The following is a 14,841-nucleotide window of genomic DNA, read 5'->3' as shown; positions in this document are numbered from 1 at the left end:
GCCCTCCGGGGCCGGCCGCTGGGGGCCAGGAGGCAGCGCCGTCTGCTCGCCTGGGTGTTCGTGGCACCGCTGCTCGTGGTCAACCTGCTCGTGATCACGGGGCCTGGACTGGCCTCCGTGTACTACTCGTTCACCGACTGGGACGGGCTGAGCACGCCCCGGTTCGTGGGCCTCGCGAACTACGCCGAGATGCTCCGCTCCGGTGCGGTCGGCGGCGCGCTGGTGCACAACGTCGTCTGGACCCTGTTCTTCCTGGTGGTCCCGATGACGATGGCGCTGGTCGGCGCGTTCCTGCTGTCCCGGCTGCGCCGGCACCAGACGTTCTTCCGCGTCCTCTACTTCGTCCCGTACGTGCTGGCCACCGTGGTCTCGGCCGCCGTCTGGCGCCAGATCATGGACCCGGACGGCGGGATCGGCGCCGCCCTGGCGACCCTGGGCATCCCGTTCCTCGCCGACGTCAACTTCCTCGGAAACCCGTCGCTCGCCCTCGGCTCGGTGGCCTTCGTGAACACCTGGCAGTGGTGGGGCTTCCTGCTCGTGATCTTCCTGGCCTCGATGCAGTCGGTGGACCCGGCGCTCTACGAGGCCGTGCGGCTCGACGGCGCCGGGCCGGTGCGCGAGTTCTGGCACATCACGCTGCCGATGATCCGGCCGACGCTCGTGTTCCTGGGCCTGATGACCGTGATCTGGTCGTTCCTCGTCTTCGACTACGTCTACGTGCTGACGCAGGGCGGACCGGCCGGATCCACCGACGTGCTCAGCACGGTGCTCTACCGCGAGGCCTTCCAGAACCAGCGCCACGGCTACGCCTCGGCCGTCGCGATGCTGCTCTCGGCCATCAGCGCCGCGACCGTGCTCGGCTACCTCGCGCTGCGCCGACGACTGCGATGGGACATCTGATGGCCGCCACCGCCCGCAGGGCGCAGCCCGTCACCTGGATCGTCCTCGGGCTGCTCGGCGTCTACGCGCTCGGTCCGCTGCTCGTGTTCGCCTCGAACTCGCTCAAGTCCGCCCGCGAGATCGACAGCAACCCGCTGGGCCTCCCGCAGTCCTGGAGCTGGGGCAACTTCGCGGTGGCCTGGGAGCGTGCCCACATGGGTGGCGCGCTCCTGAACAGCCTGGTCATCGCGGTGGCCACCGCGGCGGGCGTGGCGCTGATCGCCACCATGGCCGCCTACGCCATGACCCGCCTGGACCTGCCCGGCGGGGGCGGCTGGATCCTCTGGCTGCTGGTGTCCTCGTCGCTGCCGATCCAGCTCTTCCTGGTCCCGCTCGTGAGCTGGTGGTCGACGCTGGGCCTCTACAACCAGCCCGTCGGCCTGATCATCATCTACTGGGCCGTGTACAGCCCGTTCGCCACCCTGCTCGTTCGGGCGTTCCTGATCGGGATGCCCCGGGAGTACGAGGAGGCGGCCCGTCTGGACGGCGCCGGCGAGCTGGGCGTGTTCGCCCGCATCGTGCTCCCGATGATCCGGCCCGCCGTCCTGACCGCGGCGCTCGTGTCCGGGCTGCAGGCCTACAACGAGTTCATGCTGGCCGTCACCTTCATCCAGGACCGCGACTTCCAGCCGGTCGCGCTGTCGCTCTACTCGTTCCAGCAGGGGTTCACGACCGACTGGTCCCTGGTCAGCGCGGCCGGCCTGATCATGGCCCTGCCCGTCGTCGTGCTCTTCCTGACCATGCAACGCACCTTCATCGACGGCTACGTCTCCCGCGGGATCGCCGTATGAGCCGCCCGTCAACGCCTCAAGAGCCCCGACCAGCCCAAGGAGTGTCCATGCCTTCCGCGAAGGAAATCCTGCGCACCACCGCGGCCGACCAGATCGACCTCGGCCTGGTGGACCTCGTCACCGTCGAAAACTACAACCGCCTGGTCGGCGCCATGCTGGTGGCCAGCGACAACCACCGCCTCATGATGGAGGACCTCGGCGACGAACGGATCCACCTGTGGTCGTGGACCCCCTGGGTCGACGGCCGGTTCGGCGAGACCGGGATCACCCGGGACGAGGTGGTCGCCCGGTTCGCCGTCCAGCAGTGGCTCACCGACGCGCCGCCCATCCAGCGCGAGCAGGAGTACGACATCTCGTCGGTGCTGTCGGCGGACGAGGACTGGCGCTGACCCCACCGCGACGGCGGGTCCGTCAGGCCTGACCGAGCAGGCGCTGGACGAGCAGCGCCGTCTCGTACGGGACCTCGCCCGCGTACGTCCCGGCCGCGTTCGCCCGCAGCTCGGCCGCGGACCGCTCGGCCGCCCGGGCGTGCGCCCCCTCGCCCAGCCGGTCCAGGACCGGCGCGCTCCGGTCGAGCGTCCGGGCCAGGGCGCGCTGCGGCTCCACGTCGCCCTCGTCCGCGAGGCAGGCGCGGTAGGCGAGGCCGACGGCGCGGCGCAGCAGGTGGACCGCGCCGTCCCGGTCGCCGGTCCCGGCCTTCAGCCCGGCGATGGTCAGCAACGTCGCGCACAGCGGGTCCGTGAAGGAGGGGTCGTCGTCGCGCATGACCTCGCCGACGATCATCGCGGCGCCGTGGCAGAACAGGGCCCAGTTCGACGCGCCGAGGCCGTCGAGCTCCCGGCCTGCCTCGTCGCACCAGTGCATCAGCTCGCGGAGCAGACCGCGTTCGCCGGGGTCGATCTCCTCGCGGACCAGGGCGAGGTGGCCCTGCCGGAACCAGGTGCCGTACGGCGAGTCGATCCCGACCGTGGCGGCAAGGAGCACGCCGGCGACCGTGTCGAGCGGCACGATCAGCCCGATGCCGTCCCGCTCCGCCCGCGCCGAGACGACGAGCGCCTCGGCGAGATAGCGGGCGGCGGCGAACGGTAGTCCCGCGTTGTTGCACAGGTCTCCGAGGGACGCGAGCGCGAGCGCCAGGTTCGGCACGCCGGCCCGGTCCTGCGCCGCGCCGACGCGGGCGACCGCCAGGGCCTCCTCGGCCGGTCCCATGGCGGCGCGGGGTCCCTCGCGGTCGAGCAGACGGCGCGACTCGGCCTGGAGGGCAACGAGCCGGCTCGTCATCCGCTCGACGTCCGCGTCGGGCAGGGCGTGGTCGGGCGCGGCGTGATCGGCGAGGTCGCCCTCCGCCGCCCGGGGCGCGATCTCCCCGGCGGTCAGCAACGCCTGGGCCTCGTCGACGCGCCCGAGCAAGGTCCAGCAGCCGGCCAGGTCCCGGAGGGCCGTCCGGGTGCCGGGAGCCCCCGCGCCGTCGAGGGTGGACCGGATGCCCAGGGCAAGCCTCAGCAACGGCTCCGCGTCGCGGTGGCGTCCGGCTCGCTCTGCGGAGCGGGCGACGTCGGCGAGCGCCGACAGCTCCTCCCCCACGCGGTGCCGGAAGTCCTCCAGCCGCACCCGTTCCTCGACCGTCAGCCCCGTCTCGGGGAGGTCGAGCAGGGCGACCGCCTGGGCGATCGCCGCGGCGTCGGACGACGTGTCGCTCCCGGTTCCCGGGTCGGCACCGCGAACGACCGTCCGGTCGACCTGCCGCCGCAGCTCCTCGCGGGCGAGCTCGGCGTCGAGGAGGCGCAGCCACGGTGCACCGACGCCCTCGGCGCCGTCGCCGACATCGAGGTCGGCGCCCGTCCCCGCGGGCGTCGCGTCCTGTGGTGTGCCGGGGTCGAGGGGTCCGCCCTCGGCGGGGAGCTCCAGCTCCCAGTCGAGCACCCAGTCCCGCAGCCTGCCCAGGCTGTCGAAGGTGGTCAGCGCGGCGCCGTCGGGGGCGAGCACGAGGTCCTCCGCCGGGTGCGGCGCCAGGTCGACGGACCGGACCAGCTCCCCCGTGGCCAGGTCCCACAGGTCGACCCGGTAGTCCCGGGCGACGGCAGCGAGGTCGAAGCCGGGCGTGACCGTCAGGGCGGTCACGCGGACCGCCCCCTCCGCCAGGGTGGCGGTGCACCGCCCGCTGTCGAGGTCCCAGGTGCGCAGGGCGCCCGCCCGGTCGGCCGTGAGCGCCCAGCGGCCGTCGTCGCTGATCGCCACCCGCCCGCCCTGCTGGTCGAGGTCCCAGAACTCGGCGCGGCCGGGCTCGTGGGTGGTGACGTACCGGGAGTGCGTGCCGGAGCTCGTCGGCCTGCCCCCGCGGGGTGCGCTCAGCACGGCGAGCGTCGCGCCGTTGCGCGGGCTCCACAGGCGCAGCTCGTCGTCGGTCGTCCAGAGCACGGCGCGGTGCCCGGTGCGGCTGAGGGCGGCCCGGTGCGCCCACGCGTCGTCGAACCGCAGGGTCTGCAGGAGCGCCCCGGACGTGAGATCCCAGGAGCGGACGCTGCCGTCCTCGGCGCTGGAGAGGCCGATCTGGCAGCCCGGGGCGATGGCCAGCGCCCGCACGGAGCCGGCGTGCGCGTCGGTGAGGGCGAGCAGCCCGCGGCCGACGTCGATGATGCCCACCTCGCCGGCCGGCGAGCCGGTCATGGTCACGCCCCGGCCGGCCGCGACGACCCGCGGGGGGCTCCTGTGGACCTCGACCAGGCGCCGCACGGAGCCGCGCGCGGCGTCCCACACGATCACGCGTGCGTCGGACGCCGCGGACACGGCGACGGAGCCGTCCGGGCTGAGGGCGGCGGCGGTGACGGGTCCGGCGTGGAGGCGCAGCGGGCGAGCTGCCTCGGGCGCTGTGCGGTCGACGACCCACGGCGTCCGGTGGCGGGGGCTGTGGGCGAGGACGAGCGGTCCGTCGGACGCGGCGCTCAGCAGCCAGTCCTGGCCGGGCGGCGCCCGCAGCTCCCTGACGGGCCAGGCGTCCTGGAGGTGCAGCCGCCGGGCGCGGGTGCCGAGGCGGCGCCACCGTTCGGTGAGCCGCGGGTCGCGGCGCAGGCCGGGGAGGTCGCGCGCCTCCCGGACGACCTGGGCCGCCTCCTGGAGGCGGCCGGCGGCGGCGAGGCTCGCGGAGCGCGCGAGGGCACCGCTTGCCGCGTCGGACTCGGTGGACAGCAGGACCGCGTCCCGGGGGCGGGTGTAGCTCCAGGGGACCTGCACCGACTCCGGCCGCCGGTCCACCGTGGCGCTGGTGCCGGACGCGCTGAGCGCCACCCGCCCGGCGTGGTCGACCGCCGACAGGTCGCCGCGGTGCGCCCCGGTGTACAGCCGCCGCCCGATCGCGAGGTCCCACCACGCGCCGGCCCCGTACGCGTACCGGCCGTCGCCGCTCGGGGCGAGCGGCCAGCGCGCGCCCCGGAGCTCGGCCGTCGGCCTCCGGGGCGCGACCGGGTCGGCCTCGTCCGTGCGGGGCAGGCCGTCCCCGGCCGGCGCGAACACCCGGACGGACCCGTCGTCGGCGACGGCGAGCGCCGTGCTCCCCGCCGCGGCGAACCGGACGTCGCCGTTCCAGCCGTGCAGCACCTGGCGGTCGGCCGGGTCGTCGATCGTCGAGAGGACGACGCGGGCGCCGTCGTACAGGTCGGCGCGCCGGGTGCCGGTCGGGTCCAGGGCGAGGGGCCGGGCGTCACCGTCGGAGCCGGGCGGCTCCCACGTCTCGTCGAGCGTGCCCGTGGCAGGGTCCCAGGCGCGGACCCGGCCGTCGATCCCGAGCGTGACGACCCGCGCCCCGCCGGGCGCGACGGCCACGTCGCGGACACGGTCGAGCCGCGAGCCGAGGCGTACGGGCGCCGTCGGCCGCGCGAGGTGCCAGACCCTGGCGTACCCGATGCCGTCGAGCACGACCGCGAAGGAGCCGTCGGGGGCCAGCACGACGGCGACGCCGCCGTTCTCGGCCGCCGGGACCGCGGTACGGCGGTCGCCCGTGCCGAGGTCCCAGACGCGCAGCACCCCGCTCCCGTCCAGGGTCGCGCCGACCGTGCCGTCCGTGCTGACCGCGACCGACACGATCGACGAGGAGTGTCCCTCCAGGGTCAGCGCGGGAGGTGGGTCGCCGCGTTCCTGGTGCAGCAGCCCGAGCAGGTGCTCGTACGTCCCGTCGTCGTCGCCCGGGCCGGCGGCCAGGAGCTCCTGCTGGACCTCGACGTCGCCGGCCCGGCCGTCCCGCCAGCGGTGCAGCCCGCGGTTGTAGACCGTGTGCAGGTGCCGCGGGTCCACGTCGAGCGCCTGCTCCCAGAGCCGCTCGGACTGGTCGGGGCGCCCGAGGTCGAGCATGGACAGCGCCCGGTTCGAGAGTCCGTCGGCCAGCAGCCGCGCCTGGGACGGGAGCCGCCGCGGGTAGGCGCGGCCCGTCAGCTCGGCGTACAGCGCGACCAGCCGTTCGGCCAGGGCCCCGACGTCGGCCGGTCGGCCGGCGGGATCCGGGCGGAGGCACTCGGCGAGCAGGTCGGCCACCGGGCCGGGCAGCGCGGGCAGACCGTCGACGACGCCGCGGTGCCGGAGACCGGCCAGGAGCGCACCTGCCTCCTCGCCGGTCCGGTCCGGGCGCTCGCCCCGGAACATCTCGACCACGGTCACCGCCCAGGACCACACGTCGGTCGCCGGGGTCAGCGTGGTCCCGGCGGTGGCCGCGGCCTGCTCGGGCGAGCGGTACGGCAGGCTGAACCCGACCGGGCGGACGGCCGCACCTGCCGCGGTGCCCACGCCGTCCGGGGTCTCGCCGGCGAGGCGACGCATCCTGGCGAGGCCGAAGTCGGTCACCTTGACCGTCCCGTCCGCGGTGAGCATCAGGTTGGCGGGCTTGACGTCCTGGTGGACCATCCCCTGGCCGTGGGCGAACGCGAGGCCCCAGGCGGACTGGATCGCGACGTCGAGCACGGACCCGACCGGGTCGTCCGCGTAGAGCCCGCCGGAGCGGACGGCCTCAGCGACGCTGCCGCCAGGGGCCCACTCGGCGAAGACGGCGGGGGTGCTCCCGATGCGGCGCACGTAGGCGCAGTTCACGACATGGGGATGGACTCCCAGGCCGGCCCAGGTCTCCGCCTCGGTCTCGAACTCGCGCACCGCGTCCGGCGAGTGCAGCAGGGCCGCACGCGGCACCTTGACGGCCAGGTCGATCCCCCACACCGGGTGATGCACCCGGTAGACCACGCCCATGGCGCCCTTGGCCTTGCCGCGCACCACCTCGTAGAGGTCGAGGACGACGTCGCCGGGCCGCCAGTCGGCGGAGCGGTCGGCACCGGACGCGTCGGCACCCGGCACGTCGGCTCAGTCCACCAGGGCGACGTACAGGGGCGTGCCGAGCAGCGCCGGCCGCTCGGCGCCGGGGCTGCCCGAGTCGCCGTGCAACAGGCGCTTGGCGACGAACTCGAACGTCTGTGTCGGACCGCGCAGGGCCGCCACCGCCTTCCTGACTGTCTCCAGCGCGTCGAGGTCACCGTCGATCTCGTCCTGCACGGCGTCCACGACGAGCTCGTCCTCCAGCTCCGACGAGGCGATCCCGCCCAGGATCCCCGGGGTGATCGAGCCGGCCGAGAACCCGGCGTCCTCGGCGCCCCCGATGAGGAGGTGGCGGCTCGACCCGCCGAGACCGACCGCCGTGCCCTCCCAGGTGCCGCCGAAGAAGGCCAGCGGACCGCTGAACTCGGTCGGGATCAGCCGCGAGCGCATCGGCATCATCCCCCAGAAGTAGCTCTCCGGGGCGTCCAGGGACCCGACCGACCGTGTGTCGCTCAGGTAGCGCAGGACCTGTTCGAGCCGGGCGAACTGGGCCGACCCCGCCTCGGACACGACCGTCCGCCGGCTGCCGAGCATGTTGTTGAGGCCGAAGGAGAACTCGGTCTGGTGCCCGTCGGTCGAGCCCGGATCGATCTGCTGCAGCATCATGTCGATCTTGGCGTCTGACACGTACACGTAGTAGCTGGTTGACACCGTGGCTCCTCGTTCCGGGTTCAGCGGATCATGCTATCGGCTGCCTCTCCCCCGCGACCTGCGAAAACGGGGGCTGACAAAGGCGCGATCTGCGGGATGATGGGACGCATGCCCTTCGGGACGCGAGGACGCGACGCCGATGCAAGCCGCCCTACTCTCCGGACCGACTACCGTCCCGCGGCCTTCGGGCCGGCCGGCGGCGACGGCGACCCGCACGACGAGCTCTCCCGCTTCGTCGACCACGCGCTCTCCGTCGGCGGCGACCTGCTGCTGGAGTCGGACGCCGCGTTGGCGGAATATCTCGGGGCGCGAGCGAGCGCCCCGATGCACCTGGCCGCCGATCTCTGCGACGGTCCGGGTCGCGACGGGATCGTCCATGGGCTGGCGGCTCGCGGGACGGCGGAGGCCCGAGCGGTCCTGTACGCGATGGCCGTCGCCAACGACGGCGAGATCGAGGAGCTGGCCGGGGCTGCCGCCCGGTCGATGGCTGCCCCTCCGCTGGACCCGCCCTGGCTGGGCGAGGCCCGGGCGCCGATCGAGCTGCTGCGCGTCGTCGGCCTGGTCGGCCGCCGGGACCCTGCCGAGCAGGCCGTGCTCTATGTCTTCCGGCGCGCACGCCGCACGCACGGCTTCCTGGCCGAGGTCGAGGAGGGCGCCGAGCTGCCCCGGGAGATCACGTGGTCCTCGGACAGGGGCGCGGCGGACTGGCTCCGGGAGCTCAGGAAGGGGAGGTGGACCAACCAGATCCCCTACCGGGTCAGCTTCGACGACGTCGGCCGGGGCGCCGACCTGCTCGAAGGCATGATGCACAACACGGTCCTCGCGCAGCTGCGGGAGCTGGCCGACTGGCCGCTCGCCGCCGACCTGGTGCGCTCCGGGGAGCTGTCGAGCCTCCCGTCGCTCTTCGTGCTCCTGCGGAAGTCGCTGACCTCGGCGCTCGGGCTGGACGAGTGGGCCTACCTCCCCGGGACGCCGTGGGCGCCGTGGCGGCCCATCGGCTCGGTCCGGTCCCGGCCGGCCGCCCATACCGCCGAGGGCCGCGTGCTCACCACGGTGTCCACCGAGCAGGGCATCGGTCCGGTCCGGGAGCTCGCCGGGTCCTCCGCGCCGCTCCGGCGCGCCGTGGACGACCTGTACGCGGCCGAGGCGCTGGCCCTGGCCGGTGGTGACGGTTCGGCGGCCGCCGACGCGGCGCTGCGGGTGGTGCGGTTCGAGACGCTCGACCGGCCCGACCTCGTCCCGGTGCTGGCCTGGGCGCTGGCGTCGGCGGGGCAGACCGCGCTGGTCCGGTCGTCGTCCGTCGCGGCCGCCGCACGGTTCACCGAGGCCGAGGAGCTGGTCGCCGCCGTCGAGAACCCGGTGGTCGACCGGACCGAGCTGCGCCGGGGCGTCAGCATCGCCGCCCAGCTCCTGCACTTCCGGCTGAACGGCATGCTGACGCAGGTCGGGGCGGCCGAGGTGCTCTCAAGCCTGCCCGACTCCGAGGTGGAGCAGGCGCCTCGGCTCATGGACCGGCTCCGGAGGCTCGGCAGCACGTTCGTGGAGTCCCGCCAGTGGGAGCCCGCGGCCCTCTGCCTGGATGCCGCGGGCCTGCTCGGCTTCGTCACCCGCGACGTCAGCCCTCCGCACCGCCTCGCCTACGTCCAGGTGATCGGCGCGATCGCCGACTCGAAGGCCCGCCAGGGGGACCTCCTGCTGGGGCTGCGGGCGACGTCGGACGGGCTCGGCGAGGCGATCGAGGCGCTGACGATCGAGCCGGGTCCGCGGAGCATCAGGATCCTGCGCGCCGCGCTGGGCATGGAGGCCCTGATGCCCCTGATCCTGTCCGCCCCGACCCGGCTCCCGATCGTCGCGGAGTGCGAGGATCTCCGGCACCGCGCGGACTTCTCCGGCTTCGAGTCCGGTCCGGGTCTCGACGAGGCGGCGCGCCGGCTGCTCCACGACGCCAGGGCCCTCAAGGCCACCTTCGACCAGATCATCGCGAACAACGAGCGGCGCTGACCCGGACCTCAGCGGCGGCCCCGGTCCAGCCGGTCCTGGGCGGCGAGCAGCACCGGGGTGTTGTCCCCCGCGTAGACGTCGTACTCGCCGGTGCGCTGGAGCACCTCGAAGCACACGCTGCCGACCCGTGGCGTGTAGAAGTGCCAGAACTCGCCGGCCGCGGAGCGGTCGTACATGAGCTGGTGGTCGCGCAGGCGGCCGAGCGTCGCGTCGTCGAGCCCGAACCGGGCCCGCAGGTCGTCGTAGTAGTTGTCCGGCACGGGCACGCGCGGCAGGCCGCGCTCCTCCGCCCGGCGGGCGACCGCGAAGATGTCGGTGCAGGCCAGCGCGATGTGCTGGGGGTGGGCGACGTCGAGCGGCGCGACGTTCAGCGAGATCCGCACGGCGCCGTTCCCCGTGCGCATGACCTGGCTCCGCACCAGCCCCTGGGGACCCGCCGCCTCGGTCGCCGTCGGCTTCTCCAGGCCCAGCACGCTGGTCCAGAAGAGCACCGCCTCGTCGTGCGCGTCCCAGCCGTGCGAGACGTTGACGTGATCGATGGCGGCGATCTCCCGGGCGGGACCGGGACGACCGTGGCCGAACTCGGCAGCCCACTCCGGCTCGACGCCGGTGCGGGTCTCGGTGCGCCGGTCGTTGAGGAACACCTCGAGCCCGCTGGGCGCGACGAACCCGGCCAGGTCCAGCTCCCCGGCCTGCGTCCGGCGCGGCGCCGCCCGCACGGCGAGGGCTCGGGCCCGGTCGCTCGCCGCCGCCGCGTCGGCCACGCCCAGGCCGATCCCCGCCAGGTGCGGCTCCAGGTCCCGGGCGTGCTGCTCGTTGAGCACGACGCGCGCCTGGCCGGATGACCACAGCCGCACCGGCTTGGTGCGGTGCTGCCCCCGGAAGGTCAGGCCGAGCTGGTCGAGCACCACCTCGACCTCGCCGGTGTCCTCGGCCTTGATCTCCACGTAGTCGTAGCCGGTGGGCTCGTCCACGTCCGCGATCCGGTCGAGCGCGGCGCCGGCGGTCGCGGCCCCCGCCCCGGCGCCGCCGCCGTCCTGCTCGGCCAGGAGCCGGGCCGCCCGGTCCTCCAGCCAGACCAGGGAGCGCAGGGCGTGCTCGGCGGTCCGGCCGGTGTCGGTCTGCCGGAAGACGTCGTTGAAGACCTCCAGCGACAGCGGCCCCGTGTACCCCGCGCGGACGAGATGGGTGACGAACCGGCCGAGGTCCCAGGCCCCCTCGCCGGGGAACAGGCGGTGGTGCCGGCTCCAGGAGAGCACGTCCAGCGTGAGCGCCGGGGCGTCCGCGAGCTGGGCGAAGAAGATCTTCTCCCCCGGGATCTCCTCGATCCCCGCCGGGTCGTGCCCGCGGGAGAGGATGTGGAAGCTGTCCAGGCACACCCCGACCGCCTCGTGGTCCGCGAGCCGCACGACCTCCCAGGACCGCCGGTAGTCGTCCACGAAGCGTCCCCAGGCGAGCGCCTCGTAGGCCACGCGGACGTCGTACGACGCCGCGAGGTCGCCCAGGCGGCGCAGCTGCTCGGCCGCCACCCGGTCGGAACCGACGGTGGCCGTCGCCACGTTGCTGCAGACCAGCACGGTGTCGATGCCGAGCCGCCGCACGGTCTCGAAGCGTGCCCGGGCCCGGCGCAGGTTGTCCTCGAGCTGGTCCGGGCGCACGCCCTCGAAGTCGCGGAACGGCTGGTACAGGTCCAGGCTCAGGCCCAGCCGGTCCGCGAGCGCCCGGATCTCCTCGGGGCTGCGGTCGGAGACCACGAGGTCGGGCTCGAAGATCTCGACGCCGTCGAACCCGGCGTCGGCGCAGGCGTGCAGCTTGTCCTCCAGGCTGCCGCTGAGGCAGACGGTCGCGATGGACGTGCGCATGTCAGGCCTCCAGGGGGTCGGGTCCGGCGGGGGTGTCGGGTCCGGCAAGGGTGTCGGGTCCGGCGACGAGCCGGCGGAAGTGCGCGTGCATGCGCGCGGTGTCGGGTTCGAGGCCGGTGATCAGCCGCAGGCTCTCGGCGGCCTGGCCCACGGCCATCCCGCCGCCGTCGAGCGTCGCCAGGCCGCGTGCTCGCGCGCGGCGCAGCAGCTCGGTCTCCAGCGGCCGGTAGACCACCTCGGCCACCCACGCCGTGGGGGCGAGCCGGTCGACGTCGAGGGCGACCCCGGGGTGCTCGGCCATGCCGACCGGGGTGACGTGCACGACGCCGTCGACCCGGGGCAGCCAGGTGTCGAGCGCGCCGCCGCTGGGCAGGAGGCGGGGCGGGGGCACCGCGGCGAAGCGGTCGAGCAGCGCCGCGACCGCCGCCGGGACGGCGTCGTGCACGACGACGGTGTCGAACCCCAGGTCGAGCAGCGCGGCGACCGTGGCGAGGCCCGCTCCCCCGGCGCCGACCTGGAGCACGGTGCCCGCCTCGGACCCGGCACCGGCCTCGGCACCGCCGTCGGCCAGGAAGGACGCGAGGGCGCCGCGGAACCCCGGGCAGTCGGTGTTGTGCGCGACGCGCCGGCCGCCGTCGAACAGCACCAGGTTGGCGGAGCCGAGGCGCCGCACGGTGGGGCTGAGGTCCGTCACGTGGTCCAGCACACTCTGCTTGAAGGGGTGGGTCACGTTGGTGGCGGCGTAGCCGGCGTCCTCCAGCCGCCGGAGCTCGCCGCCGAGGTCGACGGCGGTGCGGTCGATGAGGTCGACCGTGCGGTACTCGTAGTCGAGGCCGAGGTGCCGCGACTCCGTCATGTGCAGCGCGGGCGACAGCGACGCGCGGATGCCGTTCCCCAGCAGCGCCACCCGGTACCGGCGGGCCGGCCCCGTCACTGTGCGGAACCCCGGATGGCCTCGTAGACCACGAGCGAGTCGCCGTCGAGGTTCTCCCGGAACCAGGTGTCGGTCTGCTGGGCGAAGGCCTCCTGGTCCACGTCGTCGACGACCTCGACGGCGCCCTCCTGCTCCCAGGCGTCAAGGATCTCCTGCTCGGCCTCCTCGACACAGCCGGGCATCTTCTCGACGGCGGCCGCGACGGCCGCGTCCAGGGCGCCACGCTGCTCGTCGTCGAGCTCGGTGTCGTACGAGGGCGCGGCGACGATGAGGTTCGAGTTCTGCCCGTGGTCCGACAGGCTCAGGTAGTCCTGCACCTCGACCAGGTTGCTCGCCTGGATGTTGGTGATCGGGTTCTCCTGCCCGTCCACGACCCCCTGCTGCAGGGCGAGGTAGAGCTCCTCGTAGGCGACCTCGGTCGCCTGGGCGCCCAGGGCCTCGGCGTTGTGCAGGTGCTGCGCCGAGCCCGGGAACCGCATCCGCAGGCCGTCGAGGTCCGCGGGCTCGCGGATCGGACGGTCCGCGGTGAACTGCCGCGCCCCGGCCGACCACGCGCCGAGGATCGACACGCCGCCGGAGGCCTCCTTGAAGTCCTGCGCGAGCTGGTCGGCCGAGCCGTCTGCGAAGAACCGGTCCAGGTGGGCGGCGTCGTCGAACACGTAGGACGCGTCGACCACGCCGGCCGGCTCGTAGACGGCGGCGAGCGCCGAGGCGCCCTGGATGTCGATGTCCACGTCGCTGGCCTGCACGGACGCGATCCGGTCGGCGTCCCCGCCGAGCTGGCTGTTGGGGTAGACCTCGACGGTGATGCCGACGTCGGCCGCCTCGGCCTCCTCCTTGATGACCTGGGCGCCGCAGACGTGCTGCGGCTGGTCCTCGGTGTAGCTGTGGGCGAGGGTGAGCACGACCTCGCCGCCTCCGGCGGCGCCGTCGGGCCCACCGCCCGTGCTTCCACAGGCGGTCAGCAGGACGAGGGGCAGGGCCACGGCCGCGCTCGCGGCGGCGGTGCGACGAACGATCATGAGGGAGTCCTTCCGGGTCAGAGGCCGAGCAGGCCCGGCAGCCAGGTGGCGAGGCCGGGGAAGAGGATGATCAGCACGCAGACGAGGGTCAGCGGCACCATGAACGGGAGGGCGCCCCAGAACACCTCGGCGACCGGCACCCGCTGGGTCGAGCTGAGGACGAAGAGGACCGTGCCGACCGGTGGCGTGAGCAGGCCGATCATCAGCGAGATGATCATCACGACGCCGAGCACGAGCGGGTCGACGCCGAGGGTGGTGGCGATCGGCATGAGGATCGGCACGACGAGCACCAGGATGGGCGTCGCGTCGCCGACCGTGCCGAGCACGAGCATCAGGAGCAGCACCAGCAGCAGGAACACCGTGCCGTCGTCGGTGATCCCGAGCACGAGCTGGGCCAGCGCCTGGGGCACCCGTTCCAGGGCCAGCACGTACCCGAGCAGCGCGGCGGACGAGACGATCAGCATGATCGCCGCCGTCGTCAGCACGGTCTCGACGAAGATCTTGGGCAGGTCGCTCACCCGGAGCCGGCCGTAGGCGAAGCCGAGCACCATCATGTAGGCCGCGCCGACGGCGGCGGCCTCGGTCGGCGTGAAGAGGCCGCCCAGGATGCCGCCGAGGATGACGACCGGCGCCCCGAGGGGGAGCACGACCCGCTTGCCGGTCTGCGCCACGAGCGCCCAGGAGAACCCGACGTGCCGGATGCCGGGCTGGCGGCGCACCAGCAGGAACACCACCACGCAGAGGCCGACCACCATGAGCAGGGCCGGCACCACGGACGCCGCGAACAGCGCTCCGGTCGAGACGGTCGCCAGCCCCGCGAAGATGACGGCCGGGATGCTCGGCGGCATGACCGGCGCGATGAGCGCGGACGCGCCGACGACGCCGAGGCCGAACCGCCGGGAGTAGCCGGCGCGCAGCATCGGCGGGATCTCGACCTTGCTCAGCGCCGCGGCGTCGGCCACCGCGGAGCCGCTCATCCAGGAGAAGCCGAGGCTCACGCCGACGCTCACGTAGCCGAGCCCGCCGCGGACCCGGCCGAACAGCGCGAGCGCGAAGTCGAACAGGCGGTCCGCGATGCCCGCGTGGTTGGCGACCACGCCGAGCAGGATGAACAGCGGGATGGCCAGCAGCACGAAGTTGCCGGTGGCGTCGGCGACCAGCCGCATCGGCAGGCCGAGCGACTGGCCCTCAACGAGCAGGTAGCCCAGGCCCGGCCCGAGGAACGCGAACGCGACGGGGACGCGGAGGGTCAGCAGCACCATGATCGTGAGCAGGAGCAGGAGCGAGGTCAT

General features: G+C 74.2%; 10 protein-coding genes. 4 read left to right on the top strand and 6 right to left on the bottom strand.

Annotation, left to right across the window (positions count from 1 at the left end):
- The 3 genes from ACFWEJ_RS09200 to ACFWEJ_RS09190 form a co-directional block, all read left to right on the top strand.
- The coding region (locus tag ACFWEJ_RS09200; RefSeq protein WP_377228897.1) for a carbohydrate ABC transporter permease at positions 1-900 on the top strand (900 nt) is incomplete at its 5' end.
- Positions 900-1,730, top strand: a complete 831-nt coding sequence (locus ACFWEJ_RS09195; RefSeq protein ID WP_377228896.1) for a carbohydrate ABC transporter permease — start codon at positions 900-902, stop codon at positions 1,728-1,730. The genes ACFWEJ_RS09200 and ACFWEJ_RS09195, both read left to right, overlap by 1 nt.
- Positions 1,731-1,777: 47 nt before the next feature.
- Entirely contained in the window at positions 1,778-2,119 is a 342-nt protein-coding gene (locus ACFWEJ_RS09190; protein ID WP_285101987.1) for a hypothetical protein, read from the top strand.
- Positions 2,120-2,141: 22 nt separating this feature from the next.
- On the opposite strand, the gene ACFWEJ_RS09185 is transcribed toward ACFWEJ_RS09190, so the two are convergent.
- Together ACFWEJ_RS09185 and ACFWEJ_RS09180 are read right to left on the bottom strand one after the other, a co-directional pair.
- The gene (locus ACFWEJ_RS09185; RefSeq protein ID WP_377228895.1) at positions 2,142-7,061 is read right to left on the bottom strand and encodes a protein kinase; all 4,920 of its coding nucleotides are present in this window, start codon (positions 7,059-7,061) and stop codon (positions 2,142-2,144) included.
- A 6-nt stretch (positions 7,062-7,067) separates the two neighbouring features.
- On the bottom strand, positions 7,068-7,730 hold the full coding sequence (locus ACFWEJ_RS09180) for a DUF7019 family protein (protein WP_377228894.1): 663 nt from the start codon (positions 7,728-7,730) through the stop codon (positions 7,068-7,070).
- A gap of 108 nt (positions 7,731-7,838) precedes the next feature.
- Here ACFWEJ_RS09180 and ACFWEJ_RS09175 point away from each other — a divergent pair, with 108 nt between their 5' ends.
- On the top strand, positions 7,839-9,731 hold the full coding sequence (locus ACFWEJ_RS09175; RefSeq protein ID WP_377228893.1) for a hypothetical protein: 1,893 nt from the start codon (positions 7,839-7,841) through the stop codon (positions 9,729-9,731).
- Positions 9,732-9,739: 8 nt separating this feature from the next.
- Here ACFWEJ_RS09175 and ACFWEJ_RS09170 read toward each other — a convergent pair whose 3' ends face one another.
- Genes ACFWEJ_RS09170 through ACFWEJ_RS09155 form a run of 4 tightly spaced genes read right to left on the bottom strand, consistent with a single transcriptional unit; the run spans position 9,740 to position 14,841 of the window.
- Entirely contained in the window at positions 9,740-11,593 is a 1,854-nt protein-coding gene (locus ACFWEJ_RS09170) for a TIM barrel protein (protein ID WP_377228892.1), read from the bottom strand.
- Between the two features lies 1 nt (position 11,594).
- Positions 11,595-12,527, bottom strand: a complete 933-nt coding sequence (locus ACFWEJ_RS09165; RefSeq protein WP_377228891.1) for a shikimate dehydrogenase — start codon at positions 12,525-12,527, stop codon at positions 11,595-11,597.
- Complete coding sequence (locus ACFWEJ_RS09160; RefSeq protein ID WP_377228890.1) at positions 12,524-13,549, bottom strand: DctP family TRAP transporter solute-binding subunit; 1,026 nt, start codon at positions 13,547-13,549, stop codon at positions 12,524-12,526. Before ACFWEJ_RS09160 ends, ACFWEJ_RS09165 begins: the two co-directional genes overlap by 4 nt.
- Positions 13,550-13,566: 17 nt before the next feature.
- Complete coding sequence (locus tag ACFWEJ_RS09155) at positions 13,567-14,841, bottom strand: TRAP transporter large permease (protein ID WP_377228889.1); 1,275 nt, start codon at positions 14,839-14,841, stop codon at positions 13,567-13,569.

Source organism: Promicromonospora sp. NPDC060204 (assembly GCF_042728455.1).
Classification (GTDB): domain Bacteria; phylum Actinomycetota; class Actinomycetes; order Actinomycetales; family Cellulomonadaceae; genus Promicromonospora.
Note: the sequence above shows the minus strand (reverse complement) of the source record. Positions and strands in the feature narration are given on the sequence as shown.